Origin of the sequence: Chitinophaga sp. 180180018-3 (assembly GCF_037893185.1) — a bacterium.
GTDB lineage: Bacteria > Bacteroidota > Bacteroidia > Chitinophagales > Chitinophagaceae > Chitinophaga.
In genome coordinates this window covers 2,555,905-2,582,007 of the sequence record NZ_CP140772.1, presented here as the reverse complement: position 1 = coordinate 2,582,007, position 26,103 = coordinate 2,555,905, and the positions used below count along the sequence as shown (strand labels likewise).

General features: G+C 47.4%; 25 protein-coding genes. 10 read left to right on the top strand and 15 right to left on the bottom strand.

The genetic code is table 11. From position 1 onward, the window contains the following. Positions 1-83 precede the first annotated feature (83 nt). Together tsaD and UNH61_RS10355 are read right to left on the bottom strand one after the other, a co-directional pair. Entirely contained in the window at positions 84-1,088 is a 1,005-nt protein-coding gene (gene tsaD, locus UNH61_RS10360) for a tRNA (adenosine(37)-N6)-threonylcarbamoyltransferase complex transferase subunit TsaD (protein ID WP_326992030.1), read from the bottom strand. A gap of 209 nt (positions 1,089-1,297) precedes the next feature. Beyond that, entirely contained in the window at positions 1,298-2,551 is a 1,254-nt protein-coding gene (locus UNH61_RS10355) for an ABC transporter permease (protein WP_326992029.1), read from the bottom strand. A 102-nt stretch (positions 2,552-2,653) separates the two neighbouring features. Here UNH61_RS10355 and UNH61_RS10350 point away from each other — a divergent pair, with 102 nt between their 5' ends. Next, positions 2,654-4,237: a peptide chain release factor 3 gene (locus UNH61_RS10350; RefSeq protein WP_326992028.1), complete on the top strand. Its 1,584-nt coding sequence runs from the start codon at positions 2,654-2,656 to the stop codon at positions 4,235-4,237. A gap of 332 nt (positions 4,238-4,569) precedes the next feature. Here UNH61_RS10350 and UNH61_RS10345 read toward each other — a convergent pair whose 3' ends face one another. The 3 genes from UNH61_RS10345 to UNH61_RS10335 all read right to left on the bottom strand — a co-directional run bounded on the left by UNH61_RS10345 (position 4,570) and on the right by UNH61_RS10335 (position 7,391). Next, positions 4,570-5,061, bottom strand: coding sequence for a DUF6265 family protein (locus UNH61_RS10345; RefSeq protein WP_326992027.1), 492 nt, complete (start codon positions 5,059-5,061; stop codon positions 4,570-4,572). Next, positions 5,033-6,955 (bottom strand): menaquinone biosynthesis decarboxylase, encoded by a 1,923-nt coding sequence (locus UNH61_RS10340; protein WP_326992026.1) that lies wholly within the window; start codon positions 6,953-6,955, stop codon positions 5,033-5,035. The genes UNH61_RS10345 and UNH61_RS10340 overlap by 29 nt, the downstream gene beginning before the upstream one ends. 103 nt (positions 6,956-7,058) lie before the next feature. Further along, positions 7,059-7,391, bottom strand: coding sequence for a hypothetical protein (locus tag UNH61_RS10335; protein WP_326992025.1), 333 nt, complete (start codon positions 7,389-7,391; stop codon positions 7,059-7,061). Positions 7,392-7,559: 168 nt separating this feature from the next. On the opposite strand from UNH61_RS10335, the gene UNH61_RS10330 reads away from it, so the two are divergent. After that, positions 7,560-7,727 carry a hypothetical protein gene (locus tag UNH61_RS10330; RefSeq protein WP_326992024.1) on the top strand — a complete coding sequence of 56 codons (168 nt, stop codon included), beginning with the start codon at positions 7,560-7,562 and terminating at the stop codon, positions 7,725-7,727. A gap of 325 nt (positions 7,728-8,052) precedes the next feature. Here the strand turns inward: UNH61_RS10330 and UNH61_RS10325 are convergent, their stop codons facing one another. The 3 genes from UNH61_RS10325 to UNH61_RS10315 all read right to left on the bottom strand — a co-directional run bounded on the left by UNH61_RS10325 (position 8,053) and on the right by UNH61_RS10315 (position 9,705). Beyond that, positions 8,053-8,892 carry a DUF6089 family protein gene (locus tag UNH61_RS10325; RefSeq protein WP_326992023.1) on the bottom strand — a complete coding sequence of 280 codons (840 nt, stop codon included), beginning with the start codon at positions 8,890-8,892 and terminating at the stop codon, positions 8,053-8,055. Between the two features lie 162 nt (positions 8,893-9,054). Beyond that, positions 9,055-9,402, bottom strand: a complete 348-nt coding sequence (locus UNH61_RS10320; protein ID WP_326992022.1) for a DsrE family protein — start codon at positions 9,400-9,402, stop codon at positions 9,055-9,057. Between the two features lie 66 nt (positions 9,403-9,468). Further along, positions 9,469-9,705: a hypothetical protein gene (locus UNH61_RS10315; protein WP_326992021.1), complete on the bottom strand. Its 237-nt coding sequence runs from the start codon at positions 9,703-9,705 to the stop codon at positions 9,469-9,471. A 411-nt stretch (positions 9,706-10,116) separates the two neighbouring features. Between UNH61_RS10315 and UNH61_RS10310 the strand changes: the two genes are divergently transcribed. Further along, entirely contained in the window at positions 10,117-11,037 is a 921-nt protein-coding gene (locus tag UNH61_RS10310; protein WP_326992020.1) for an AraC family transcriptional regulator, read from the top strand. Between the two features lie 9 nt (positions 11,038-11,046). Here UNH61_RS10310 and UNH61_RS10305 read toward each other — a convergent pair whose 3' ends face one another. Then, on the bottom strand, positions 11,047-12,132 hold the full coding sequence (locus UNH61_RS10305; RefSeq protein WP_326992019.1) for a family 20 glycosylhydrolase: 1,086 nt from the start codon (positions 12,130-12,132) through the stop codon (positions 11,047-11,049). Positions 12,133-12,270: 138 nt separating this feature from the next. On the opposite strand from UNH61_RS10305, the gene UNH61_RS10300 reads away from it, so the two are divergent. Beyond that, positions 12,271-13,362 (top strand): AI-2E family transporter, encoded by a 1,092-nt coding sequence (locus UNH61_RS10300; RefSeq protein ID WP_326992018.1) that lies wholly within the window; start codon positions 12,271-12,273, stop codon positions 13,360-13,362. Between the two features lie 144 nt (positions 13,363-13,506). Here UNH61_RS10300 and UNH61_RS10295 read toward each other — a convergent pair whose 3' ends face one another. From UNH61_RS10295 to UNH61_RS10275, 5 genes are all read right to left on the bottom strand, one after another. Further along, positions 13,507-16,644, bottom strand: coding sequence for a CusA/CzcA family heavy metal efflux RND transporter (locus UNH61_RS10295; RefSeq protein WP_326992017.1), 3,138 nt, complete (start codon positions 16,642-16,644; stop codon positions 13,507-13,509). Positions 16,645-16,658: 14 nt separating this feature from the next. Further along, positions 16,659-17,768 carry an efflux RND transporter periplasmic adaptor subunit gene (locus UNH61_RS10290; RefSeq protein WP_326992016.1) on the bottom strand — a complete coding sequence of 370 codons (1,110 nt, stop codon included), beginning with the start codon at positions 17,766-17,768 and terminating at the stop codon, positions 16,659-16,661. A gap of 14 nt (positions 17,769-17,782) precedes the next feature. Then, positions 17,783-19,069, bottom strand: coding sequence for a TolC family protein (locus UNH61_RS10285; RefSeq protein WP_326992015.1), 1,287 nt, complete (start codon positions 19,067-19,069; stop codon positions 17,783-17,785). Positions 19,070-19,140: 71 nt separating this feature from the next. Further along, entirely contained in the window at positions 19,141-20,511 is a 1,371-nt protein-coding gene (locus UNH61_RS10280) for a HAMP domain-containing sensor histidine kinase (RefSeq protein WP_326992014.1), read from the bottom strand. Positions 20,512-20,538: 27 nt separating this feature from the next. Continuing rightward, entirely contained in the window at positions 20,539-21,219 is a 681-nt protein-coding gene (locus tag UNH61_RS10275; protein WP_326992013.1) for a response regulator transcription factor, read from the bottom strand. 142 nt (positions 21,220-21,361) lie between these two features. On the opposite strand from UNH61_RS10275, the gene UNH61_RS10270 reads away from it, so the two are divergent. Genes UNH61_RS10270 through UNH61_RS10260 form a run of 3 tightly spaced genes read left to right on the top strand, consistent with a single transcriptional unit; the run spans position 21,362 to position 22,904 of the window. Further along, on the top strand, positions 21,362-21,916 hold the full coding sequence (locus UNH61_RS10270; protein WP_326992012.1) for a GNAT family N-acetyltransferase: 555 nt from the start codon (positions 21,362-21,364) through the stop codon (positions 21,914-21,916). Positions 21,917-21,932: 16 nt separating this feature from the next. Then, on the top strand, positions 21,933-22,427 hold the full coding sequence (locus UNH61_RS10265) for an N-acetyltransferase family protein (protein ID WP_326992011.1): 495 nt from the start codon (positions 21,933-21,935) through the stop codon (positions 22,425-22,427). Positions 22,428-22,487: 60 nt separating this feature from the next. Beyond that, a complete protein-coding gene (locus UNH61_RS10260) occupies positions 22,488-22,904 on the top strand; it encodes an EamA family transporter (RefSeq protein WP_326992010.1) in 417 nt (138 codons plus the stop codon). A gap of 7 nt (positions 22,905-22,911) precedes the next feature. Here UNH61_RS10260 and UNH61_RS10255 read toward each other — a convergent pair whose 3' ends face one another. Further along, on the bottom strand, positions 22,912-23,559 hold the full coding sequence (locus tag UNH61_RS10255; RefSeq protein WP_326992009.1) for a metalloregulator ArsR/SmtB family transcription factor: 648 nt from the start codon (positions 23,557-23,559) through the stop codon (positions 22,912-22,914). Positions 23,560-23,696: 137 nt separating this feature from the next. On the opposite strand from UNH61_RS10255, the gene UNH61_RS10250 reads away from it, so the two are divergent. The 3 genes from UNH61_RS10250 to sufB are packed head-to-tail and all read left to right on the top strand — an operon-like array spanning position 23,697 to position 26,096. Beyond that, entirely contained in the window at positions 23,697-24,266 is a 570-nt protein-coding gene (locus tag UNH61_RS10250) for an NAD(P)H-dependent oxidoreductase (protein WP_326992008.1), read from the top strand. A 44-nt stretch (positions 24,267-24,310) separates the two neighbouring features. Next, the gene (locus tag UNH61_RS10245) at positions 24,311-24,637 is read left to right on the top strand and encodes an iron-sulfur cluster assembly accessory protein (RefSeq protein ID WP_326992007.1); all 327 of its coding nucleotides are present in this window, start codon (positions 24,311-24,313) and stop codon (positions 24,635-24,637) included. 13 nt (positions 24,638-24,650) lie between these two features. Continuing rightward, the gene (sufB, locus tag UNH61_RS10240; protein WP_326992006.1) at positions 24,651-26,096 is read left to right on the top strand and encodes a Fe-S cluster assembly protein SufB; all 1,446 of its coding nucleotides are present in this window, start codon (positions 24,651-24,653) and stop codon (positions 26,094-26,096) included. Positions 26,097-26,103: the final 7 nt, after the last annotated feature.

Here is a 26,103-nt window from a genome sequence, read left to right as displayed (position 1 = left end):
GCTATAAAACTAAATCGATTTTATGATGGTTAGGTATAGGATTTTACCCATTAGCGGTTACTTTTTCTCTTCCCGCTGTTCCTTTAAAATGCAGCCCTGGCGGTAGGCACAGCATCCAAACCTGCAAACTCGCCCGCCAGGTATTTATAATATGCCGTGATGGCTATCATACCGGCATTATCTGTACAATACTCGAATTTAGGAATAAAAGTGCGCCAGTTATACTTCTTCCCATATACCTCCAACGCATTTCTTAACCCGCTGTTGGCACTTACGCCGCCGGCAATGGCAATATCCCTGATACCCGTTTCCTGTGAAGCTTTTATAACCTTGTTTAGCAAGATGCTGACAATGCGATGCTGTATAGAAGCACAGATATCCGCCAGATTTTGTGCGATGAAATCAGGTTGCTGCTGTTGATTATCCTGCAGGAAGTATAAGATAGATGTTTTCAAACCGCTGAAACTGAAATTCAGTCCCGGTATACGCGGCTCGGGAAATTTAAACCGCTCCGGATTCCCGGTGGCAGCGTATTTATCGATCAACGGCCCTCCCGGATAAGGCAGTCCGAGTATCTTCGCTGTTTTATCAAAAGCCTCTCCCGCTGCATCATCCAGGGTTTCTCCAATCACCCGCATACGCAACGGGCTTTCACACAACACTATCTGGGTATGCCCCCCGGATACGGTCAAACACAGAAAAGGAAAATCCGGCCTGGGATCGTCTATGAAATTCGCCAGTACATGCGCCTGCATATGATGCACGCCTATCAGCGGTATATTCAGCGCCATCGCCATCGACTTCGCAAAACAACTGCCTACCAGCAGGGAACCTATCAGGCCCGGCGATTGCGTAAATGCGATCGCACTCAGTTCTTCCCTCGCTACACCCGCTGTTTTCAACGCTACATCCACCACCGGCACAATGTTCTCCTGGTGCGCCCTCGACGCCAGCTCCGGCACCACCCCGCCATACTGCTCATGCACTTTCTGACCCGCAATATGATTGGATAATACTTTCCCATCTACTATCACGGCCGCTCCTGTATCATCACAAGACGATTCTATCGCTAAGATTTTAACTGACATAAGGGGCAAAATTAATAAAAAAAGGCGGGAAAACCCGCCTGTAAAAGCCTTGCAGCCAATGATAACGTGAAGCCATCAGCTAATTCAGGTATCAATCGCTGCTATTAAATTTCCGGGAGAGCTACTCCTTCCATGGGAGCCCGGGTCCGTTTTCACCGATTTACTGCCTCCCGGCACAGGATATGGTAGTTTCTTTGATTTAATTTTTATCATGAACTCCGGATCGCCACCACCGGATCCAGCTTGCTCGCTGTATAAGCCGGTATAAAACCTGCCAGCAATCCCACTATAGCCGATACGGAAAGCCCGAAAATAACGGCTCCCGGAGAAAGTACCATTTCAAACACTCCACTCATATTAACAGCTATTACTATAAGATATACCAGCAACAGTCCCAGCACCCCTCCGAACAAACAAAGGCACATCGCTTCCAGCAGAAATTCCATCATAATAATACTCCTCCTCGCCCCAATCGCCTTCTTCAATCCAATGATATTTGTCCGCTCCTTTACCGTCACAAACATAATATTGGCAATCCCGAAAGCACCCACAATCAATGCAAATACCGCAATCAGGAACCCTACCGAGTTAATGGTGGCAAACATGGTGGCCAGGCTATCGTTGGCCGCACTGATCTCATTCAAAGCGAAATCATCTTCCTGCCTGGGTTTCAACCGGTGTGCCGCCCGCATAATCCCTCGCATCTCATCTTTCAGCTGCGTGATGGATACATTCGGCTTCGCCTTCACCTGTATGTAAGGATCCGCGTTACGCCGCTCATCTACCACCGTCCGCCCGAAACGGTAAGGCACCAGAATCGCATTATCGTAGCCAATGCCTCCAATCATACTCTCTCCCTTTCGCTTCAGCAAGCCAATTACCTTTACATCCCGGCCCGCAATTTTCACCATCTTTCCCATAGCCGACTCCGGCGACGAAAAAAGCCCGTCCCAGATATTGTACCCCAGTATAGCCACATTAGAGCCACTGTTGCTCTCACTATTGCTGAAAAAGCGGCCACTGGTGATCTGTAATGTCTGTATCTGGTCAAAATCATTACTCACGGCCATCATCGTCACCCCGTCCATATAATCATCCCCAAATTCCACCTTCTTACCGCCTACATCGAAGTTAAAGGAGGCATAGCTCGCACTCTGTACCTTTTCCTGTATCAGCTTCAACTCCTTATACTCCGGCAGCGGACGGTTCATATACTTCCACCAGGCGTATTCCCCGTTTCCACCCCAGGGCCATTTCTGCAGGTAAATCACATCGTCGCCCAGATCCGCCAGATCCTTACGGATATTATGCTCCAGACTACCTGTTAAGGTAAATACCGCGATAATACAGAAGATGCCAATCGTAATCCCAAACAACGACAGGAAAGTCCGGAGCTTATTTACCCGTAATTCCTGCATCGCCATTTTGAAGCTATTCCACAATATTTTAAGCGTCGCTATCATATTTCAAATTTAGCGGATTTATTGGCACGCACGAAGCCAATAAACACGAAATATAGCCGGACAAAAAATTTAGTTACCTTTGCTGCCATTTTTCGGATATATATGAAGTACGCTAACGAAATCAGTAAAAGAAAATCCTTTGCGATCATCGCTCACCCGGATGCCGGTAAAACCACACTGACAGAGAAATTTCTCCTGTTCGGCGGGGCTATCCAGACTGCCGGAGCCGTAAAATCCAACAAGATAAAGAAGCATACTACCTCGGATTTCATGGAAATTGAAAGACAAAGAGGTATCTCCGTAGCTACTTCTGTAATGACATTCGAATACCGCGATATCCTTGTTAACCTGCTGGATACTCCCGGCCACAAAGACTTTGCTGAAGATACTTACCGCACGCTCACTGCCGTTGACAGTGTGGTGCTGGTGATCGACTGTGTGAAGGGCGTGGAGGAACAAACAGAAAGACTGATGGAGGTGTGCCGCATGCGCGATACACCAGTGATCATCTTCGTGAATAAAATGGACCGCGATGGTAAATATCCATTCGACCTGCTGGATGAACTGGAAGAAAAACTGAACATCCGCGTTCGTCCGCTTAGCTGGCCTATTAATATGGGCTCCGATTTTAAAGGCGTGTATAACCTCTACGATAAGAGCTTCGTGGCGTTCCAGCCCAATAAAAAAGCTACCGACGAAGATGTGGTGGCACTCCCCGATCTCAGCAGCAACTTCGTAGACGAACATTTCTCCGAAAAAGATGCCACCCAGATCCGCGGAGATGTAGAGCTGATAGAAGGTGTATACGATACCTTCAACCGCGAAGACTACCTCGCCGGCAAACTGGCGCCCGTTTTCTTCGGCAGCGCCGTTAATAACTTCGGAGTGAAAGACCTCCTCGATACCTTCGTGGATATCGCGCCCATACCACGTAGCCGCGAAGCTACGACCCGGGAAATAGACGTGAACGAAGAGAAATTCAGTGGCTTCATCTTTAAGATACACGCCAACCTGGATCCCCGTCACCGCGACCGTATTGCGTTCCTGCGTGTTTGCTCCGGAAAATTTGAAAGGAACAAATTCTTTCATCATGTTCGTTTAGACAAAGACGTTAGGTTCAGCAACCCGTATAGCTTCCTCGCCCGCGAAAAAAATGTGGTGGATGATGCTTTCCCCGGCGACGTGGTAGGCCTGTTCGATACCGGTAACTTCAAGATCGGCGATACCCTCACAGAAGGCGAAAACTTCTACTTCAGCGGTATCCCCAGCTTCTCTCCGGAACTGTTCAAGGAACTGGTGAACAAAGACCCGATGAAAACCAAACAACTGGAAAAAGGTATCCGCCAGCTTACAGATGAAGGTGTAGCACAGCTCTTCACCCAGCACGGCGGCAACCGCAAAATCATCGGCTGCGTGGGCGATCTCCAGTTTGAAGTAATCCAGTACCGCCTCCTGCAGGAATATGGCGCGGCGTGCCAGTTCAATACACTGCCCTTCTATAAAGCCTGCTGGCTCACCGGACCGAAAGATAAGATCGAAGATTTCATCCGCTTCAAATCCGCCAACATCGTGGAAGATAAAGACGGACACCTCGTATACCTGGCCCAGTCTGAATGGTACCTCAATACAGAACGTACCAACAACCCCGATATACAATTCAACTTCTCTTCAGAGATACATAAATAAGCTACAGCTCCCGGCAGCTGGCTGCCGGGAGCCAATAAAAAACCGTTTCTGGAAACAGAAACGGTATCGCTTGTACGACCAACTCAAATTATTACTTTATAGAGAATACTTTGATTCAGTGCTTGTATCGTGTGTGATACAAAGGTACAGCATACCCCTTCCGCCGGTTATCTCAAACCGGGAAAATGATTTACGAAATCGGGAAACATTGGAGAATGAAGAATATGGAATGAAGAATTAAGAATGAGAGCGGAGATTAAAGCGGATAGATGTATTGTTATCCGCTTTAATCTCCGCTCTCATTCTTAATTCTTCATTCCATATTCTTCATTCTAGAAGCTGGTATACTGAAAGATGTATTCTTCAATAGTGCCATCTCTGGTGCCTTCCACGCGGGCATCCAGATGTCGTGCGTCTTTAAAGCGATAAGTAATCTTACGCGGAAAATCGTTGTTCAGGTCTTCTGCTACAAAGCCAACAGGCTTCAGCACACGGAGTTTCAGTGCTATAGGATTCGTTTTTGTGTTGCCCTCGTAAGTAGGCATAAAATAGATATCGTTGCCGCGGCGTACCAGCTTCATCGACTGTTGCACAGAGCTGTCGGGCCCCACCACCCTCCAGGTTTTGCCAGCCCAGGTAGAATCGTTGACCCGGTTCCAGCTTTCTATGATGGTGCTTTTGCGCGTATTCATCTTCCAGGTCCCCTCCAGTTGCTGCAGGTACCTGATATCCGCTGTATTTACCTGACCGGCGGCATGAAAGCTTCCGGCCAGGCATATCAGGATAAGAGCGATGCTATTGCTGAACCACTGCTTCCTCCCCATAAATCTGATGTTTATATTTGAGAGACGGGGACGTCAACAACGGTCCCATACCTAATTCGGCCCACTTGGCGTCTACCTTCTGAATGGTAGCATCATCCGCCACAATGATATTGGGCCAGTCACGTTCGAAATTGTCCAGTATTTTGTTCTTTAGCGTACCATCCATCCCGATGCCACCAATATGCTGCGCACCAACGGCCGATGGCCGGCTAATGACAAAGCTGTCGCGCTTAGGATCAAGATTATTGCAAAACCGCCACAACGCAGAAGCCAGGTCACTTACATCTACCGTATGCTCAACATACAGCACCATCTTCACTCCCGACAAGGCTGGCAGCATATACAGCTGTTCATTCAGTTCGCGTATATGAAACGGACGGCTCTTTTCTACCGCCACAAGAATACAGGAGATATCCATTTGCAGCAGCGTGCTGTTGATCGCTTTGATCTCCGGGAATTGCTGCATCAGCGAAGCCGTGTCTATCAACTGTGGCGTAGGCAGCTGCAGATACCGGGTATCTGTTTCTTCTTCGTATTTGCGGGTACCATCGATACACATTTTACCGCCGAATCCCATCTTCGAACAGGAGTGATCCAGCACATCCATCGGGCCCTGGCTCAGGTAAATATCAGTAGCCGGGTTCAGATGCCGGAATACGTACTGGGCCAGCTCTTTATAGTTGCCGATATTCGTGCCTTCATCCGCCACTACCAGGATCTTGTTGAACATCATCTGGCCCGCGCCCCACATGGCGTTCATTACCTTCTGCGCCTGGCCGGCAAAGTCTTTCCGGATCTGCGCAATCACCAGGTTGTGAAATACGCCTTCCACAGGCATTTCCATATCTATGATCTCCGGCACCAGCGTCATCTTGATAGGCGCCAGGAAAATGCGTTCCGTTGCCTTACCAATCCAGGCGTCTTCCTGCGGAGGTATCCCCACAATAGTTGAAGGGTAAACGGCATCTTTACGATGGGTAATAGCAGTTACGTGAAACCGCGGATACCAGTCGGCCAGGGAATAGTACCCGGTATGATCCCCGAAAGGCCCTTCCCAGATCAAATCTTCCGACGGCTCTACATAACCTTCTATCACGAAATCAGCGTCAGCCGGCACTTCCAGGTCAGGTTGCGTAATACACTTTACGAGTTCTACTTTTTTCTTGCGAAGAAAACCTGCCAGCATGTACTCATCCACATTCTCCGGCAAAGGTGCAGTAGCCGAATAGGTGTACACCGGATCGCCGCCGAGTACAACGGCAACGGGCATACGTTTATTCAGCTTTTTATATTCATTAAAGTGCCTGGCCGACACCTTGTGTTTATGCCAGTGCATACCGGTCATATTCTTTTCGAAAACCTGCATCCTGTACATCCCCACATTACGGGTGCCCGTCAGCGGATCTTTCGTATGAATCACCGGCAGGGTAATGAACGGGCCACCGTCTTTAGGCCAGCAGGTAAGCACCGGCAGTTTGGATAAATCCGGGTCGGTCATCACCACTTCCTGACAGCTGCCTTTACCGGCAATTACCTTGGGCATCCAGGAAGCAAACTGCCCCAGCTTGGGCAGCAGCGCCAGTTTGTCCAGTATACTTTCTTTAGGTTTTGATAATAGTTTAAAGAGATTTTCAATCTCGCCGGCTATATCGTCCAGCTCACTCACACCCAGTGCCAGGCACATCCTTTTGTAGCTGCCCATAGCATTAATCAGCACCGGGTAATCAGTACCGGTATTTTCAAAAAGAAGGGCCTTCCCGCCACCTGGTGTTTTGCTTACCCTATCCGTAATTTCAGCGATCTCCAGTTTAGGGTCCACATAGGTTTTAATGCGAACCAGCTCTCCTGCCTGTTCCAGCGTATCAATAAAATGCCTGAGATTTTTATATGCCATGTTTGAAGCTTATTCCAGCCAACAAAAGTAACCAACCCACACCGCAATAAAAAATGCCCCCCATTAATTATGGGAGGCATCTCATTTTTATTTATTCCAGATATCAGTTCACGATAGTTACTCCTGCATGGAACACGGCTCTCGGCCTTGAAGGATAATAGACCGGAGCAGGAACCGGCACTGGTATTACAGCAGGAACCGGTGCATAATAGGCCCGTCGGCCATAGTAATAACGGTCCGGGCGTTCGCAGTCGTCGCGATAATAACGACGTCTTTCACATCTGTCGTCATCATCATCCCCCCTCCATCTGCCCTCTCTTTCCCAACGGCCATGTCCACGGCCATGATCGCGATAGCCCCTGTCCCAACCGCGTTGTGCGTAGGTCGTAATCGCGGTGCCACCTATAAGCAGCATTATCAGCATTACTTTTTTCATGTTTTTCGGTTTTTTGTTCAAGATTGGTTGGCAATTAAATGTTGTGGTGTTTTTAACTTAAAGCTGATATCATTCCCTCACTGAAAGTATAACCGGCTCCCGGATATACTACGTAGGCGTACCTGTGATGCTTACGGTGAGGCCTGTGATAATGCCCTCTATGCCAGTATGGCCTTGGCGGATGCGGCGGTCTGTGATAAGGCGGCCGGTGATGATGTGGCCTCGGCGGAAATGGCGGCAAAGGTGGCCTTGGAGGATGCGGTAGATGACGTGGATGTGGAGGCGGCGGCGGAAGTGGCGGCCTGCGCTGCGCAAACAGAACCGAGCTGCCTGTAATCAACATCACTAAAACTATCGACAGAAACTTTTTCATGGTTCTTTTTTTTAACCTTAACAGGCAGCTGCTCACCAACTTATTTTTTGCGGCTATCGGTCCATTACTCTCTCCGCGATTTTGTGATACTTATTCCGCCATAAGCTGGTGGCTGCAAAGTATTACCTGTTTGAACTGATAAAACCAACAACTATGCCAAAAGAATGAAGAATATGGAATGAAGAATTAAGAAACAGAGCGGAGATATAAGCGGATGTCGTTATTCGATATCGCTTATATCTCCGCTCTGTTTCTTAATTCTTCATTCCATATTCTTCATTCTCTCCTCTACGGTCTCAACACCGGACAACGGGTAGCCTTCTGCTTACCCCATTTGTTGCCACCACCACCACCGCCAAAGCGATAGGTAATCGTAAACCCGGAGAAACTGTACCAGTCTTTGTGTTTATCCGAGCCCCGGATAGTGCCGTCAGGCGGATAGGTGCCGGGTGTAGCTCCTTTCCCCGTAAGCTCATCTCCACGGAAAGCCATATCCACGGCCTCCTGGCCGCGATAGGTAAGTAATGTATTCTTATCTACATATGTTTTACTCACATCATCCAGGTAGTCGGTAGTAGTAGGGCGCAGACCGATCTCGAAACCCAGTGTCCACCTGTCGTTCAGGTTAGCTTTCACCCCTGCTCCGAACGGAAATGAAAATGCAAACAGATCGTATGGCTGACGGCCAGGATACATCGGCAGGCCCTCTCCTTCTGTACCCAGCGGACGCAATCTCACCCGGTTACCCGACCGGTCTTTAGCTGTAGGGTCAAATCCAAAACCACCTACCCCAACGAACACATAAGGAGTAAACCCCTTCTCATCCATATCAAAAAAATTGAACTCCCCTATGATACTTCCCTCAAATACGTTACTGCGGAAACTGAGGTTCCTGGCCTTCAGATCAGGCGAACTATTGGTACTGTCGGCTCCTGTAGCAACTCCCCAGGTGAACGCACCACGAATGGTGATATAACGGTTGATGTCTCTTCTTAGTAAAATGCCCAGGGCCGGACGGGTATACCGCAGGTCCACTCTTTTCTCTACCAGATCGCCGCTATAATTGGAAGCACCCAGAAAAGCACCCACGTGCCAGTCCTGAGCAAAAGTGAAAATAGGGATTGCCATGAATAACCACAGTATTCCGGTAATTTTTGTGAGTTTCAATGTATTTTGTTTTTAAGAGGTTAGTCCTGTTAATCGTGCACCCATTTTAACGTTATTTTACAATTTTTATTTGGTGCCTTCTTCTAAAATGTAAAAATAAACTAATAAATTAATTTTCAACACTTAACCTCTGATATACCCCCAACCTTCCTGCTGCCGCATAATCAGGTGTACTACCCCGGCAGGGATCACTTCCACGAAAGGGAATAGCAATGAGAGTTCCAGCTGATGACTGTTCATCGTATTTCTGCAAATAAGAAAACGTATTCCCCGCTGATGTAACTCCTGCACCCCTGCTGCCTGCGGATTGTCAACCGCCAGCAACATAGTCCAGGCCTGACCATGCACCACCACTTCCACGGCTACACGGGTATTGGTTTCATCTGTATACCTGAGAAGATTCCTGAGCTGCCCGAGCATGGCTGACTGCGCATCCCGTTCGCCCGATGTGATCTGAAAAACTGCTTCCATGGGAACAAACCTACCTAAATATCGGCATTCCGGGAAAACAAGGTGGATGTTACTGTGTCTTTATCTTCAGTTGGTATCATCTCTATGCCGTGCTGCATATAGCTCATATTGCAGTTTCCGGAACTTATCTTCCAGCTTCCGGTATTTTTCTTTTACGTCCTCCAGTTCCTGCTGCAGGAAAACCTCCCGCTGCTCCCGCCTGACAAGATGAATGCGGGCCAGCTGTAAAGCCCTGAAATGCCGGATCAGCAAAATCCATCCAAGGCATAACATGGCAGCCAGAATAACAACAACGATAATCATACTTCATTAATATTATATCCGTGTGTCTGCCGCAACCCAATGGAGTTGCGATCAGCGCAACGCCACAACAGGATTGATAGGACAAATAAAATTCAGTACTTAACCTCCAATAGTGTAGTATGGCCGAAACATAAACATGACGATGCTGCTAAAATTACCCATTCAATTTAATTCCCATTTGTCCGTTTTAGCTTTTTTTGATTATAACCTGAAAAATAAAATGGCTTCCATAGAGGAAATTGAAATATTATAATAATTCTAAATAAATACCACACAACAGAAGATTGATAACCAATCAATTAAAATGATTCAAAAATTTACATTCTGCAAAACCATAAAAAAATTTAAATTAGCTGACTGCGCATCAGCCTATGGCCAAACTGGTGAGCATCTCAAAATACCCCCTATTTTATGGGCAGCCTATTGACAAAAGAACAACTCGAAAATTTCGCCTACCAGGGATTATCCTATGCGGACGACCACGTGAGTGATCCGTTCAACATAAGGGACGTAGCAGAACGACTTGGGATCTCTTATTCTTACTTCTATCATACTTTCACTGCCTATATGGGTGAGCCATTCTGGCACTATGTAAAGCGCCACCGCCTGGAACTTGCGGCTGGTTTGCTCCGCCACAGTGGTTACAACATCGGGGAAATAACAGATTACTGCGGATATGCTACCACGGCCGCTTTCAGCAAAGCCTTCCGGATGCACTTCGGAGAAAGCCCGAAAGATTTCCGCAAGATCATCATTCTTCCCAACGAAAAAAGAACGCTGCAAATCACGGAAGCCATCACCATGACGCTTGGCCATGATGTGCTGCGGGATATTTTCAACTATGAGCGCTGCGAAAAAGTGAAGCTGCCCGATAGCATCTTATACTACTCTTTTGCCGCCAAGGGACAGGATCCTATCGGTGAGATGATATCCAGGATGAATACACACTACACATTGTTTAACAAGATAAAACTGCTGTACGATCTTCCGCAAACCAGGATCATCACAGGTACCCTCGATGCCATCCCGGTTACCAATTACGAAAAACTCTCGATGTTCGCCGGTCTGCTTGTTCCCGCCAGCGCCATCACCGCTCATATACAACTACAACAAAACTTCGGCTACCTCATGGCGAAAAGAATCAACGGAGGCTATTACCTGAAACTGCCGGTGCCAATGGACTTCGCCACTGCAGGCGTTCCCATGTACAATTTCATCAGCCTCTGTTGTAAAGAAGGCGTGTTCAAAATGAGCGGCAACCATTTCTTTATATCTATGGAAGATACCCGTAGATATTCGGAGATTTATATTCCGTTGTTGAGGAAGATATAATCCTGGTAGCTATTTCTCAAATACCGCCCTGAAACAATTCGCACTTGTATTCACCGTATCTTTCTGCGGCTTTCCTGTTCCATAGAATTCATGCAGGAAGCTGCCTGCATCTGACCATATGGTTTGCATCATTCCCTGGAAGCGGGGTTTCATTTCAGCAGTGGCGCCTTTCCGGTAGCTGTACATGTCTTGCAGCTGCAGCCGGGCATTGGCCGGCATCCGCCATGGACACGTAATAACGGAAAGCCCCTTCATCGCGAAATACACCGGTGTTTTATCAGGACGCTCATAGTGCCAGTCACAGATAACGATATCCTTCGGTACCATATCTACTGCACGATAGGTATTATTGTAGCTGGCTTCCCACTCACCCAGGCCGGTAGTTTTGCCATCCAGCAAACGGTCGCCCCAGATCCAGAGCATACGATTCTTTTCCGCCAGGTGATTACGGATCGTCCATACTTCTCCGGCAAAAAGCTCGGCTTTATCTTTTCCGCCGCAACGCGGACATTTATGTTCCCCTATGTAAAACACCTCGTCCATGCCCGCATGAAAGGCGGTAGCCTCAAACACATCGCATATTTCATCTACCAGCTCAAATACGACCTTATGAACACCCGGATGCAGCGGGCAATAGCTCTTACAATACAGCCCGTCGGCATTGGGCCATTCATATTTCGCCGGCATCTTTACCCAGGGCGTTTCATCAAAATCGGGGTATACCCGCAGCAGGTTGGTAGTGTTATCTGCCCATGACTGATGCCCGAGAAGATTGATCTGCGGTATAATCCGGATATTCAGCCTGTGGCAGGTCTGCACCAGCTGCTTTACCTGCTGCTCCGTCAAGGCGCCCGCATCGCGGAGTTCGGGATGCGATTTAAACTCATAATTGAAATCTACCCGCAATACCAGTGTATTGATATGACGCGGCGACAGCTCTGTTTCTATGAACCGGATAAACGCCGGCAGGTCTGCCGCCCGGGGAGCAGCGATACAAAAACCACGAACAGGCAGGCTGTCCACCGGCAATGCTCCTGCATAGGAAGATAATATATGGCTGGAAACCAGCAACAAGAACACAAATAGTTTTTTCATAAGGTTATTTTTTCAGGCTAATGGAAAAATAATGAAAGCCGGCCGTATCTGCAATCCTAATACATGAATAAATGTATACCGGTAATTCTAATGTTATACATGATGGTTTTTAATATCTTTGGTAAAAGCACTACCGCTATGAATGAAGTTAAGTTACCGTTTTCCGCAAGGCTGACTTTTACCCTGATGTCAATTATACTCGTCATCTACGTGGCGCATATGGGCAGCAATATCATCATTCCCATGATGTTTGCCATGCTCATTGCCATCATGTTGTTACCAGTAGTACACCTGCTGGAAAAGTGGCGTCTGCCCCGGAGCCTGGCAGCTGTTATTTCGGTGCTGTTATTTGTCATATTCATTCTGCTGATCATACTGTTGCTGGGTAAACAGATGGAGGCATTCGTCAGCGATTTTCCGCAACTGCAGCAAAAGCTGACGACCCTCATCTCCACTACACAGGATTGGATCAATGAAAAGTTCCATATTAATTCCAACGATCAGCTCAACTACGTGCAGAAAGCACTCATGGGAACACTAGGCACCGCTACCACCGTGATCAGCCAAACTTTCCTGTCGCTTTCCTCGTTGCTGATCTTCATCGTTTTTGTTTTTCTCTACGCCTTCTTCATTCTTTATTACCGCCGGCTGCTCGTAAAATTTCTTGTCAGCAACTTCCAGGAAGAACACCGCGCCAAAATACTGAATGTAATTGGCAGCACCCGCAGTATCATTAAAAGCTACGTGGGCGGCCTCATGATAGAAATGGTGATTGTTGCAATACTGAATACCGTCCTCTTTCTCATTCTCGGAATCAAATATGCCATCCTCCTGGGAGTAATGGCTGCCATCTTCAATATCATCCCCTATGTGGGCATCCTTTCCGCTGCTATTCTTATCATAATGGTTACACTGGCCACCGGTACTCCTTTCCAGGCTGTACAGGCAGGTATCGCGCTATTCCTCGTACATATACTCGACAGCAACGTACTATTCCCGAGTATCGTAGGTTCCAAAGTAAAAATAAACGCATTGGTTACTATTATAGGCGTTGTTCTTGGCAATATGCTATGGGGTATCCCGGGCATGTTCCTCGCCATTCCTACCATCGCTATCATTAAGATTGTCTGCGAAAACATCGAACAAATGAACCCCTGGGCTATATTACTCGGCGATGAGGAAAAGCCTAAGAAGAAGAAACTGAAGCTGAGAATGAAGAATAGGGAATGAAGAATGAAGAATAAAGAATGAAGAATGAAGAATAAAGAATGAAGAAACAGAGCGAAGACCTAAGAGGATATAGTTATTATTATATCCTCTTAGGTCTTCGCTCTGTTTCTTCATTCTTCATTCTTTATTCTTCATTCCCTATTCTTATTTCTTTCCTGCCGGATCGCCCGTATCCTTTCTCAGCATCCTTCTATACACCCAATAGAATACTATCGGGAAAATAAAGAGGTTGAAAAAAGTATCTGTGATCAGCCCACCGATCACCACACGGGCCAGCGGACGGGCTGTTTCAGAGCCAATACCGGAGCTCATGGCAGCTGGCAACAGGCCTATTGCCGCCATCATGGCGGTCATGACAACCGGCCGTATCCTCGATTCCACACCTTCCAGGATGGCATGCGCCAGGCTGAAGTTGGACGAGGCGTTCATCGTTCGTACGTTGGTCTTGAATTTCGACAGCAGGATCACCCCATTCTGTACGCAAATCCCAAACAACGCAATGAAGCCGATACCAGCGGAGATACTGAAGTTCACGTTGGTCAGCCACAGGGAGAAGATCCCCCCGATGATCGCAAACGGCACGTTGTTCAACACCAGCAGGGCATCCTTGATCTTACCGAAGAGGATGAACAGGATCAGGAATATCAGCAGCAAACTGATCGGCACTACCTGCGAAAGCCGTTTGGTGGCACGTTGCTGGTTCTCAAAGTCACCCGCCCATTCCAGGGAATAACCTTTAGGCAGCGTGATTTGTGAATTTACTTTATGCTGCGCTTCTGCAATAGTACTACCTAAGTCTCTTCCACGTACAGAGAATTTAATGGCGCCGTAACGCATATGCTTATCGCGGTAAATCATGCTGGGCCCTATGATATGCTGAATATCGGCTACTTCCTTCAGCGGAATTTTGTTCCCCCTCAGAGTGGGTATCGTCAGGTTACCAATAGCTTCTTCGTTCTCACGGAAACTCTCGGGATAGCGTATACGAAGATCAAAGCTTTTCTCTCCCTCATAGATACGCGTAGCTGCTTTACCACCGATGGCCATCTCAATAACGGAGTTCGCATCTTCTGTAGTAACCCCGTACAGGGCCATCTTCTGCTGGTTCAGGTTAATGCGTAGCTCCGGCTGGCCAATATTTCTCAATATCCCCAGATCCTCAATACCATGTACTCCTTTCAGTATCTTCTCTATAGATTCCTCTTTCTCCTCTACCAGCTTGAAGTCGTCGCCAAACAACTTCACTACAATAGATCCCTTTACACCGGATACCGCTTCTTCCACGTTATCCATGATTGGCTGGGAGAAGTTCAGCGTAATACCCGGTATACCTGCCAGCTTCTGGTTCATCTTCTCGATCAGCTCCGGCTTTGTCAGCTTGCTTTTCCATTCTCCCTGCGGATAAATATCAACATGGAATTCTATATTGTAAAACCCGGTAGCATCGGTACCGTCGTTCGGCCGGCCGGTCTGCGACATCACCTGTTTCACTTCCGGGAATGTCCGCAGCTTTTTGCGTATATCGTTGGCCACTTTCACCGATTCTTCCAGGGATGTGCTCAACGGACCCGTTGCCCTGATATAAATAGCTCCCTCATTTAACTGCGGCAGGAACTCCGTTCCCAGGAAGCGGAAGCAGTATAACCCGAATGCCAGTACGACGAGCGCTATACCGAAGGCAATCTGGCGATGACGGAAACAATAGTTGAAGATCCTCAGGGTATTTTTATGGATGAACTCCAGGAAAATATTGTGCTTTTCCTTTACATTCTTTCTCAGCAGCACACTCGCCAGTGCCGGCACCAGTGTAAATGTCAGGATCAGCGCTCCAAGCAGCGCGAAGCCCAGTGTCCATGCCAGCGGCGAGAACATCTTGCCCTCTACTTTTTCAAATGTAAAGATGGGCAGCAACCCGGTAATAATAATCAGCTTCGCAAAGAAGATACCTTTACCATTCTCCAGGCAAGCCTTGCGGATCATTCCCAGCTTACTCAGCTTGTTGAACTTCTCCATACCTTCCTGGTGGGCCCGCTTATCCAGTATCACAAAGATTCCCTCCATCATCACCACGCCCCCATCGATGATAATACCGAAGTCGATAGCTCCCATCGACAACAGGTTAGCACTCATTCCCTTCAGCTTCAGACAGATGAAGGCAAACAGCAGCGACAACGGAATCACTACCGATACAATCACCGTAGTGCGCCAGTCGGCCATGAACAGGAACACAATCACCGTTACAAAGATGATCCCTTCGATCATATTATGCAGCACGGTATGTGTGGAGAAGTTGATCAGATCCTCACGGTTGTAAAAGGTATTGATCTTAACATCATCCGGTAATATACGGTTGTTGAGCTCTGCAATCTTTTCTTTCAGCGATGTGATCACTACTGCCGGATTCTCTCCCTTACGCATCACAACTATACCTTCCACCACATCATGATCCCTGTCGCGGCCCACCTGGCCCAGTCGCGGCAAAGAAGCGATATTTACCTCCGCCACATCTTTCACCAAAATCGGCGTTCCATTGATATTATCTACGATAATGTTCCGGATCTCCTCTGCATTATTGAGGATACCGATACCACGCACCACATAGGCCTGCGCATTCTTCACGATAACATCTCCACCTACGTTGATGTTACTTTTTGATAACGCCTGGAACATCTCCTGCGCCGTAATATTATACTGAACGGCCTTATCAGGATTGATAGTTACCTGGTAAATCTTTACTTCCCCCCCGAAACTTACGATATCCGCAACGCCGGGCACCGACAAGAGGTTCCGCTCTATGACCCAGTCCTGCAGCGTTTTCAGTTCCTGTATCGACAGTTTATTGCTTTGCAGGGTATAGCGGTAAATCTCTCCCGTCGGACCATAAGGCGGCTCTATTTCCGGATCCACACCGTCGGGAAGGCCAGCTGAAGTAATGTTATTATTGATCTGTTGACGGGCGAATGTATCGTTTACATCGTCATCGAAAATCACTTTTACGACCGACAGGCCAAACAGGGAGGAAGAGCGGATATGCGTCTTCTTCTGCGCCCTGTTCATGGCTATTTCTATAGGTCTTGTTACAAATTTCTCTACTTCTTCCGCACTTCTTCCCGGCCATTGTGTAATGATAGTCACAGAAGTATTGGTTACATCCGGGAACGCATCAACGCCGATTTGCTTAAAACTTATATATCCCGCAACCGCCAGGATGCCGGTGGCAAAGAAAATGAAGTATTTATTTTTTAGTGAGAAAGCAAGAACTTTCTTAATGAATTTGTTCATAGCGATGGCCTTTTTTACTGCTGATCCTTCAGCGTTTCATAAATGAATACCTGCCGGGAGGCTATCACCCGCTCGCCTTCTTTCAGGCCGGCGCTGATATAGGCCCTGCCTTCCACGGTTTTGTCAACTTTCACTTCCCTCGTTTCCACGCCCGCTTTTGCGTTGGAACGTACCAATACGTAATATTTGTCGTGGTCGAAGATGATACCTCTCGACGGGATGCTGACAATATTCGTATCAGAGTGGCGGTTGGCTTTTACCCGCACGAACATTTCCGGTTTTAGCAGGTAGCCTGGATTATCCACCACTACCCTGGCTTTCATCACTTTGTTATCGGGGTCGAGTACATTGTATATTTTATCGATCGTACCGGAGAATGTTTTATCGGGGTACGACAGTGTAGTCATTTGTACTTTATCGCCTATGCGGATGCTGGAGATATCTGATTCGAAGACATTAATCATAGCCCATACATTGGCCAGGTCTGCCACTACGAAGATGGGATCAGTGTTATCCTGTCGCCACTGCATATTTTCAGCGGCTTTCTTACTGATCACAAAGCCCGGCACCGGCGATTTTACCGCATAGTTGGTTTGATGTCCGCCACCATTGATCTCCAGGATGGCCTGGGATTTACTATAGGCGGCAACCGCTTTATCGTAATTGCTCTTTGCTTCTTCGTATTCGCGCTGGGAATTCAGTCCGCTTTTGTAGAAAGATTCCGCTACCTCCATGTTCCGCTTTGCAATGGCCATGTCGTTGGCATTCACGCGCTGATCAGCGGTAAACCCAGCCATTTCAGGACTTTTCAGGATGGCCAGCACCTGACCTTTCTGTATGAGATCGCCAGCTTGTGCCCTTACGTCTTTTACCACACCGCTTACCATTGGGAAGATGCGGGCGGTTTTATCTTCATTGGCAGATATTTTCCCTGTGAGCAGCATCTCATTTTCCACAGGCCGGGAGGTAGCTGTGTCCACTATCAGCGTGTTCAACATGGAGTCTGTCAGCTTCCAGGGCTGAGGATCTTCAGATTCGTGCTTGCTGCCGCATCCTGTACTGGTAAGGCCAACAGCTGCTGCAAAAAAGATAAACGGGATATATTGCTTGATTGAATGTTGCATGTTCAAAAAATTTATCAGGGATGAAATATTGTAGCGCCGGTGCTGAAATTGAGTGATTCCAATGCACGCAGGCGATCGTATTTCAGTTCATTCATTTTAAGTACGTTATTACGGTAGGCGTCATAGAGATCAATGAACTCGAGCAAACCGATGTTATGCAGACGGAAGTTTTTCTCTATCTCCACCATCATTTTCGTATAGTCGTTCTCGAAGCCCGGATCAAATTCCCTGATCAGCTTTTCTGTCTGGAGTACCTGTTGCAGGCTGTTCATGACATCGTGCGACAAATCATCTTCCTGTCCCTGCAGCTGCAGTTTGCTGCTTTCCACCAGTGCCTTCGCCATTTTGATATTACCCTGGTTACGGTTAAAGAACGGCAGCGGCATGGATACGTTGAGACCGTTATAGTTGCGCTCAAAGTTGCCCTGCTTGTCGAAGGAAAAGCCCACCTGAAGGTCAGGAACGGCCATTGCCTTCTGCAAACGCAGGTTCAGCTGATTGTAATTCACGCTTTCCTGCGCAATTTTCAGGTCGTACCGGTTTTCCCGGGCGGTATCAAGCAAAGCGTCAAATGTATAGTCCGGCACCTTCATCATCCCGGTATCGGTGCTGGAAAGCTCTGGTCTGATAAGCGTGGTAGCTGGTACTCTGATGAGAGTGGCCAGGTCGGACTGGGTTTGTTGTATATCCTGTTGCAGCGCCAGATGATCGTGCTGCAGGTCGTATAACAAAGATTTTATACGGATAACCTCCTTAGGCGCCACGTTCCCCTGTGCCTGCTGAGCGGAGAAAACAGTAACAACTGTCTGTAAAAAGGCGATCTGGCTGGCGAATGTTTGCAGGGAACGCTGCTTATAATAGAGATCATAGAAATTATCTCTCAGCGAAAAACGCAGGGTACGCAGCAGGTCAAAAAACTGGAACTCCGACATTTTCACGCCGCTTTTAGCCAGTTTTACTTCCTTATTGCGCTTGCCTGCCAGTTTGAAAAGTTGCTGGATCTGGTAAGAGTTCTGCCCTTCATAGGAAAAGTCGAACCATTTTTTGTTACTATGATTGTACAGGACATTCTCAAAGGTCGCCTGCGGATTGTCGAATAACCTGGCTGTAATCACGCCGGCCTTGGCCGAATCGATGCTGTAGCGTTGGGTCAATAAAGGAATATTCTTTTGCAGGAGCTGTTGTTCTGCTTCCGGAAGCGTAAGCCGGAGCGTGTCTTTTATTTGTGCAGATGCACTACTAAAGCGGAACAAAGCAGCAAACAGTACAAGATAGGCTCTAAATGCTGGTCTATAGATCATACAACTTTTTATTTCGCTGCAAAGATGGCTATAGCCTATTAATTACATATTAGAATGGGATTAAAATAAAATTAGAAATTATTTACAGGCAGGAAGAAAATGTTAAACGTAGTGCCTTCTCCCAGTACGCTGCTGACCGAAATAGCCGCTTTATGCAGCTGTAATATTTTATAGGTCATCGACAGGCCAATACCGTATCCTTCAAAGCTATGCGCATTATCCGCCCGGTAAAGGGGCATGAAGATCTTCTCTGAATCGGTAGACGCTATACCTATCCCGTGATCGCTGACAGACAGTATAATGCCATTCGGCTCGCAGGTCAGCTGACAGTTTACCGCCTTATCATAAGAAAACTTAAAGGCATTGCGGATGATGTTCTGCAGGGCCAGGGTAATCAGGGAGCGATTTCCCCGTATACACAGCTTCATAGCCTCATCGGGCATATTATTGAGCCTGACATTGAGTTTCAGCGGAGGCGACTTATGCAACCAGAACTCCTGTAATTCCCAGAGCAGCTCATCGAGCCGGATCAGTTCTGTATTGGCATCAGTGAGGTTCGCATCTACCCGGGTCAGCTGCAAAAGGCCGTCGGTAATCACCTTCAGCTTCTCCGACTCGCCCAGTACGGATCCGAGGGTCTGTATATATTCTTCCTGGCTGCGAACATGCTGTAAGGTTACTTCTATCTCCCCTATAATAGTGGTCAGCGGCGTTCTCAGCTCATGGGAAGCATTCGATACAAAGGAACGCTGCATATCGAAAGCCTGCTCCAGGTGCTGCAGCAGCCCGTTGAAGTTGGTAGCCAGTTCGTCGATTTCATCTTTATTACGCCCCTGGTTAACCCGCTGATGCAGGTTGTTGGACCGTATGTTCTTTACCTGACGGTTAATGCTTTTGATAGGCCCCAGGGCCCTTTTGGCATACCACTGCCCCATCAGGAAAGTCACCAGCAGGGCTACAAAGAACATAATCACGAGTATCCATAACAGGTAGTTCAGCTGCTGTACCCCGGCGGAGTTACGCGCCGTTACGATCACCACAAAATCGCCCTGGTTATCCGGGTAGTAGATGCCCAATCCCGCCTTATTCTGAAAGGTAAACCGGTATACTTCCTTCTGGCGGATGGCTTCCAGCAGCGGCACCGGCCAGTTATACCTGGTGTTCTCTATAAACGCCGGCTGATTGTTCTGGTCGTAAATATTACTGGATTCATCGGGTATACGTTCCCGGTAGGTCTTTTCTATTTCAAGAAATTTCTTTTTCGTCAGCTCGTCCTTTTCCAGGTACACCTGTGCTGTTACCAGTGCTCGCATCTGCAGCAGCTTATAGAAGCTGTTCTGGATGTACTGGGCTGACAACAGGTATATCAATACGAAAACAACCGTAAGTATGATCCCGGAAATCAACGTAAACTGTAAGGAGAGGCGATGGCGAATCTTCATTGGCTATTAGCTGCTAGTTGCTAACTGCTATTTCTGTTTCATAATATAACCCATTCCCACTACGGTATGAATCAGTTTCTCCCCGGCAAAGCCTTTTTCGATTTTATTCCGGAGATAGTTGACGTATACATCTATTGTGTTGGTACCGGTATCGAATTCAAGTCCCCATACGGCTTCGGATATCAGGGCACGGGATAAAACCTTGCCGGTATTTCTCATCAGCAGCTCCAGCAGGGCATATTCTTTGGCGGTGAGGGTGATTTCCTGGCCTTCGCGGGTAGCGGTTTTGGTATGGGTGTTCAGTTGCAGGCCGGCGAACGATATTACCGCCTGTTCCTGATGAAATTGATTCTTACGGCGGGATAGCGCATTGATCCGGGCTACCAGCTCAGAAAAATGGAATGGCTTGGCGAGATAATCGTCCGCTCCGGAATTGAGGCCGTCTACAATATCCTGAGTGGCATTCAATGCTGTTAACATCAATATAGGCGTGCTCACATCAAGGGCGCGAAGATTTTTACAAAGCGCCAGTCCGTTGATACCCGGCAGCATCAGATCCAGAATAATCAGGTCAAAATCCTGTTCCAGTGCGGCCTGCTGGCCTGCTATCCCATCTATACATATTTCTACCTGATGATTATGCTCTTCCAGTCCCCGTTTTATAAACGCGCCCACTTTATTCTCGTCTTCAATAACCAATATCTTCATATATAATATTTAAGGCAATAACCCCGGCAAAAGTAACATTGTTTACCTGTTGCCCAATTAAAGCCGGATTAAAATCAATTATCACATGGAGATTTTAGCAATATCTTTTAGCTTTGTCTCAACCTAAATCGGTAACCGGATCATGCATTTACCCGTTTTAAGTACCGGCGACCTGGTACTGAGACCTATCGAAGATAAAGATACCGCAGCCCTGTTCCAACATTTTTCGGATGATGCGGTTACAAAATATATGGATATAGATTCTTTTTCCAATATAAGCGAAGCTACTCATATTATCCGCTTCTTCAGGGAAAGCCTGGAGAAAGGAGAAGGTATGCGCTGGGCCATTACCCTTAATGAAGCAGATGAATTAATTGGTACCTGCGGTTATCATAAAATCAGCAAATCTCATTTCAAGGCGGAAATAGGCTACGACCTGCGGCCTGCTTACTGGGGTAAGGGAATTATGCGTGAAGCGGTATCGCTAATGCTCTGCTATGGCTATGAAGAGCTGCAATACAACAGGGTAGAGGCTTTTGTGGATCCCGATAACCTGGCCTCATCCCGGCTGTTGACCCGATTGGGATTCCGGCATGAAGGCTTCCTGAGAGATGCTTTTTTTGAGAAAGGAAGATTTGTGGACGCAGAACTATATAGCCTGTTAAAACGGGAACATGCCCGCGAAACTATTTACTGACATTTTTTTATTATATATGAGTTTACAATTCAGACATGCCGCAATAACAGACCTGCCTAGGATAGTTGACATATACAACAGTACCATAGCCGGCAGAATGGTAACGGCAGATACTGACCCCGTTTCGGTAGAAAGCCGCCTGCCCTGGTTTAATGCGCATAATACTACCAACCGGCCTGTATGGATGATAGATGCCGATGGTCAGAATATAGGCTGGATGAGCTTTCAATCGTTTTATGGCCGGCCCGCCTACAATGGTACCGTGGAAGTAAGTATTTACCTGCATGAAAGTTCCCGGGGTAAAGGTTATGGTAAGAAGATATTACAATACGCTATCGGCATTGCTCCGCAGTTAGCCATAGATACGCTGATGGGATTGATTTTTGCCCATAACCTGCCCAGCATCAAACTCTTTATGGATATGGGTTTCGAAGAATGGGGACATCTCCCGGAGATTGCCATACTGGATGGTGAAAAGAGAAGCCTCAAGATATTCGGACTAAAAGTTTAGCTCCGGCTTCAGAAACGCTTCAACTTCCCGAAATACATTCGTTCATAAAAAAACAGGACTATGTGGTGGATCTATGCATTAATGTCGGCCGTCTTTGCCTCGCTGACAGCCATTTTTGCGAAAATCGGCGTTACGGACATCCCTTCCAACCTGGCTACTGCCATCAGAACAGCCATTATCCTGGTCATGGTCTGGGGGATTGTACTGGCACGGGGGGAGTATAAACACTTCGGGGCACTGTCGAAACACAGTATGATCTTCCTGGTGCTCTCGGGTTTAGCAACAGGTGCCTCCTGGCTTTTTTATTTCAAAGCGTTGCAGGTGGGGAAAGTATCGCAGGTAGCGCCGGTCGACAAACTCAGTGTGGCGCTAACGATAGCGCTGTCCGTCATTTTCCTGCATGAATCGCTGACCTGGAAAACGGCAGTGGGCGCGCTGCTGATCATGGCAGGCACATTAGTGCTGATCATTAAATAAACGGAAGCTAGTGGCTGGGAGACTCTATTTTATAAACGCAGCGGCGGGCGCCATTAATGATATGTTCCATCCTGGAAACATTCATTTCTTCGCCTAATATACTCACGAAGGTCCGCATTTCGGACGTACAGATATTGTCGCACTCGTTGGCGGCGCAGCAGATCGGGCAGTGATTCTCTATAAAATAATAGGTATCCCCTTCTTTTTTCCACTCAGCCAGGTAACCTTCCGTAGAACGGATTTCGGCAAACGAGTTCAGCCTGTTTTCCAGTCCACTTATACCCTGCAGCGCTTTATTGTACTTGTCGAGCTGATTTTTCTCTCTGGCGTTCACCACGCTATCGAGCGCTTCCTTACCCAATACCGTTTTGATGGTTTGTATGAAATCAAGGGTAAGCTCGGTATGCGTATCCGGAAAGCGGGCATTGCCCAGGGCCGTCAGGCTCCAGATTAATACCGGGCGCCCCACCCCTTTGGAGCTGCTGTCGGCGTGTACAAGTCCCTCATCACCCAGCTTCTGCAACTGAAGCCGGGCTCCTTCGCCAGTGATACCCAATTCGCCGGCCAGTTCGGCTGCAGACAGAGGGCCCCTGGTTTTGAGCAAAGTCAAAACACGGTCAGCAGCATTTTTGGTTCGTATTGGATAATTTTCCAAGTTCTTACTTGTTTTATTTTCAAATCTCGTAATTTTGTAGAAGCTAAAAAAAAGATTTTGGGATTTTAATGATTTTGAGACCAGGTTCATCAAAATTTAATCTCACAATCATTTAAATCTCTAAATATTAAATATTAATGAACGTCCTGATATTTAATGGAGCCATAGATGATCGTCCTTATGCCACTTCTAACCAGTTGGGGGCATACCTGGCGAACGGGTTAAAAGAGAAGGGCTTTTCTCCGGAGATATTTAACCTCGGCAATGCGAACATTCCATTTTTCTCCATGGAGGAAGCGGGGCGAAAACCCGCAGCGGTGGAAGCAATGTGTGAGGCTTTTTGCAGGGCAGACCTTCATATATGGATGACGCCATTATATCATGGGAGTATGACCGGGGCCATGAAAAACTGCCTGGACTGGCTGGAAATGACCAGCAGGAACCAGCGCCCATACTTAACCGGAAAGGTTGTAGCTTTGCTGTCCTGGGCAGACGGCACACAAGCCATGCAGGGCATAAATGCGATGGATGCGGTAGCTAAAGCGTTGAGGGCATGGGTTTTACCTTTTTCGCTGCCTATCCTGAAAAACAACCTATACGACCCGGAAACCCACGGGTTTACGACGTTCTATAAAAATAAACTGGATACGATGATACAACTCCTATGTGCGGCTAAATCGCATGTAGTGGCGGGTATTGAAGGATAGAAAAACCGGTATACCGGCGATAGTTAATTAAAACAATTCTGAGTATGATAACCGTTTCAGAAAAAGCAGTAGAATATATCAAAGCGCTGATGGAAAAAGAACATCATGCGCCCGGCACTTTTGTACGTGTAGGCGTGAAGGGTGGCGGCTGCTCAGGTCTTGAGTATGTGTTGAAATTTGAATCAACAGAAGAAGAAGGCGACCAGATATTTGAAGATAAAGGCGTAAAGGTGGTGGTACAGATGAAAAGCCTGTTGTACCTGTATGGTACCGAACTGGACTATTCAGACGGACTGAATGGCAAAGGTCTTTTCTTCAACAATCCGAATGCAACCAGAACGTGTAGCTGCGGCGAAAGCTTTGCAGTATAAATTTTAAAATAGTATGATCAACAGTAACGAAATAATTGATGATATAGCCAATAAGGAGTATGAGTTTGGCTTTAGCACCGATATTGAAATGGAGATAGCTCCCCCGGGGCTGAATGAAGATGTCATCCGTTTTATTTCGGCGAAGAAAAATGAACCTGAATGGCTGCTGGAATGGCGCCTGAAGGGGTTTGCCGCGTTCAAAAAGATGGAATTCCCCAAATGGCAGCATTTTAAAATGCCGGAACTGGACCTCCAGGCCGTATCTTACTATGCAGCACCCCGTAAAAAGAAACAGCTGAACAGCCTCGACGAAGTAGATCCTGAGCTGCTGGCTACCTTCGAAAAACTGGGTATTCCGCTGAACGAACAGAAAGCATTGAGCGGTGTTGCCGTAGATGCTGTATTCGACAGCGTTTCCGTAGCTACTACCTTCAAGACGAAGCTGAAAGAAATGGGCGTCATCTTCTGCTCATTCGGTGAAGCCGTGCAGGAACACCCTGAGCTGGTAAAGAAATACCTGGGCAGCGTGGTTCCGCATACCGACAATGTTTTTGCCGCGCTCAATTCCGCTGTATTCTCTGATGGTTCTTTCGTTTACATTCCCAAAGGCGTACGCTGCCCGATGGAACTGAGCACTTACTTCCGTATCAATGCTCAGAACACCGGCCAGTTTGAACGTACCCTGATCATAGCCGACGACAATAGCTACGTGAGCTACCTCGAAGGTTGTACCGCTCCCATGCGCGATGAAAATCAGCTGCACGCGGCCGTGGTAGAACTGGTAGCCCTGGAGCATGCCGAAATAAAATACTCTACCGTACAGAACTGGTACCCCGGCGATAAAGACGGAAAAGGCGGTATTTACAACTTCGTCACCAAGAGAGGTATCTGCAAAGGTGCAGGTAGCAAAATCTCCTGGACGCAGGTGGAAACCGGCTCCGCTATTACCTGGAAATATCCCAGCGTAATTCTGCAGGGTGACCACTCCGAAGGTGAATTTTACTCTGTGGCCGTTGTCCGCAACCGCCAGATCGCAGATACCGGTACCAAGATCCACCATATCGGTAAAGGCACCAAGAGCCGCATCATTTCCAAAGGTATCTCAGCCGGCCATGGCGATGGTAGTTACCGTGGACTCGTATCTATCGGCCCACGTGCCGACCAGGCTCGTAACTTCACCCAGTGCGACTCCCTGCTGATCGGTAACCAATGCGGTTCCCATACGTTCCCATACATCGAATCCAGGAACAAAACTGCTATGATCGAACACGAAGCCACGACCTCTAAAATCGGGGAAGATCAGATCTTCTACCTGAATCAGCGTGGTATCGACACCGAAAAAGCAGTAGCCCTGATCGTAAACGGTTATGTAAAAGAAGTACTGAACCAGCTGCCGATGGAATTTGCGGTAGAAGCACAGAAATTATTATCTATTACACTTGAAGGAAGCGTTGGATAATTCATTA

What these genes read in the sequence shown, in the direction of transcription:
- tsaD (WP_326992030.1), bottom strand. Translation starts at nt 1,088, where the DNA reads ATGTCAGTTAAAATCTTAGCGATAGAATCGTCTTGTGATGATACAGGA.
- UNH61_RS10355 (WP_326992029.1), bottom strand. Translation starts at nt 2,551, where the DNA reads ATGATAGCGACGCTTAAAATATTGTGGAATAGCTTCAAAATGGCGATG.
- UNH61_RS10350 (WP_326992028.1), top strand. Translation starts at nt 2,654, where the DNA reads ATGAAGTACGCTAACGAAATCAGTAAAAGAAAATCCTTTGCGATCATC.
- UNH61_RS10345 (WP_326992027.1), bottom strand. Translation starts at nt 5,061, where the DNA reads ATGGGGAGGAAGCAGTGGTTCAGCAATAGCATCGCTCTTATCCTGATA.
- UNH61_RS10340 (WP_326992026.1), bottom strand. Translation starts at nt 6,955, where the DNA reads ATGGCATATAAAAATCTCAGGCATTTTATTGATACGCTGGAACAGGCA.
- UNH61_RS10335 (WP_326992025.1), bottom strand. Translation starts at nt 7,391, where the DNA reads ATGAAAAAAGTAATGCTGATAATGCTGCTTATAGGTGGCACCGCGATT.
- UNH61_RS10330 (WP_326992024.1), top strand. Translation starts at nt 7,560, where the DNA reads ATGGCCTTGGCGGATGCGGCGGTCTGTGATAAGGCGGCCGGTGATGAT.
- UNH61_RS10325 (WP_326992023.1), bottom strand. Translation starts at nt 8,892, where the DNA reads ATGGCAATCCCTATTTTCACTTTTGCTCAGGACTGGCACGTGGGTGCT.
- UNH61_RS10320 (WP_326992022.1), bottom strand. Translation starts at nt 9,402, where the DNA reads ATGGAAGCAGTTTTTCAGATCACATCGGGCGAACGGGATGCGCAGTCA.
- UNH61_RS10315 (WP_326992021.1), bottom strand. Translation starts at nt 9,705, where the DNA reads ATGATTATCGTTGTTGTTATTCTGGCTGCCATGTTATGCCTTGGATGG.
- UNH61_RS10310 (WP_326992020.1), top strand. Translation starts at nt 10,117, where the DNA reads ATGGGCAGCCTATTGACAAAAGAACAACTCGAAAATTTCGCCTACCAG.
- UNH61_RS10305 (WP_326992019.1), bottom strand. Translation starts at nt 12,132, where the DNA reads ATGAAAAAACTATTTGTGTTCTTGTTGCTGGTTTCCAGCCATATATTA.
- UNH61_RS10300 (WP_326992018.1), top strand. Translation starts at nt 12,271, where the DNA reads ATGAATGAAGTTAAGTTACCGTTTTCCGCAAGGCTGACTTTTACCCTG.
- UNH61_RS10295 (WP_326992017.1), bottom strand. Translation starts at nt 16,644, where the DNA reads ATGAACAAATTCATTAAGAAAGTTCTTGCTTTCTCACTAAAAAATAAA.
- UNH61_RS10290 (WP_326992016.1), bottom strand. Translation starts at nt 17,768, where the DNA reads ATGCAACATTCAATCAAGCAATATATCCCGTTTATCTTTTTTGCAGCA.
- UNH61_RS10285 (WP_326992015.1), bottom strand. Translation starts at nt 19,069, where the DNA reads ATGATCTATAGACCAGCATTTAGAGCCTATCTTGTACTGTTTGCTGCT.
- UNH61_RS10280 (WP_326992014.1), bottom strand. Translation starts at nt 20,511, where the DNA reads ATGAAGATTCGCCATCGCCTCTCCTTACAGTTTACGTTGATTTCCGGG.
- UNH61_RS10275 (WP_326992013.1), bottom strand. Translation starts at nt 21,219, where the DNA reads ATGAAGATATTGGTTATTGAAGACGAGAATAAAGTGGGCGCGTTTATA.
- UNH61_RS10270 (WP_326992012.1), top strand. Translation starts at nt 21,362, where the DNA reads ATGCATTTACCCGTTTTAAGTACCGGCGACCTGGTACTGAGACCTATC.
- UNH61_RS10265 (WP_326992011.1), top strand. Translation starts at nt 21,933, where the DNA reads ATGAGTTTACAATTCAGACATGCCGCAATAACAGACCTGCCTAGGATA.
- UNH61_RS10260 (WP_326992010.1), top strand. Translation starts at nt 22,488, where the DNA reads ATGTGGTGGATCTATGCATTAATGTCGGCCGTCTTTGCCTCGCTGACA.
- UNH61_RS10250 (WP_326992008.1), top strand. Translation starts at nt 23,697, where the DNA reads ATGAACGTCCTGATATTTAATGGAGCCATAGATGATCGTCCTTATGCC.
- UNH61_RS10245 (WP_326992007.1), top strand. Translation starts at nt 24,311, where the DNA reads ATGATAACCGTTTCAGAAAAAGCAGTAGAATATATCAAAGCGCTGATG.
- sufB (WP_326992006.1), top strand. Translation starts at nt 24,651, where the DNA reads ATGATCAACAGTAACGAAATAATTGATGATATAGCCAATAAGGAGTAT.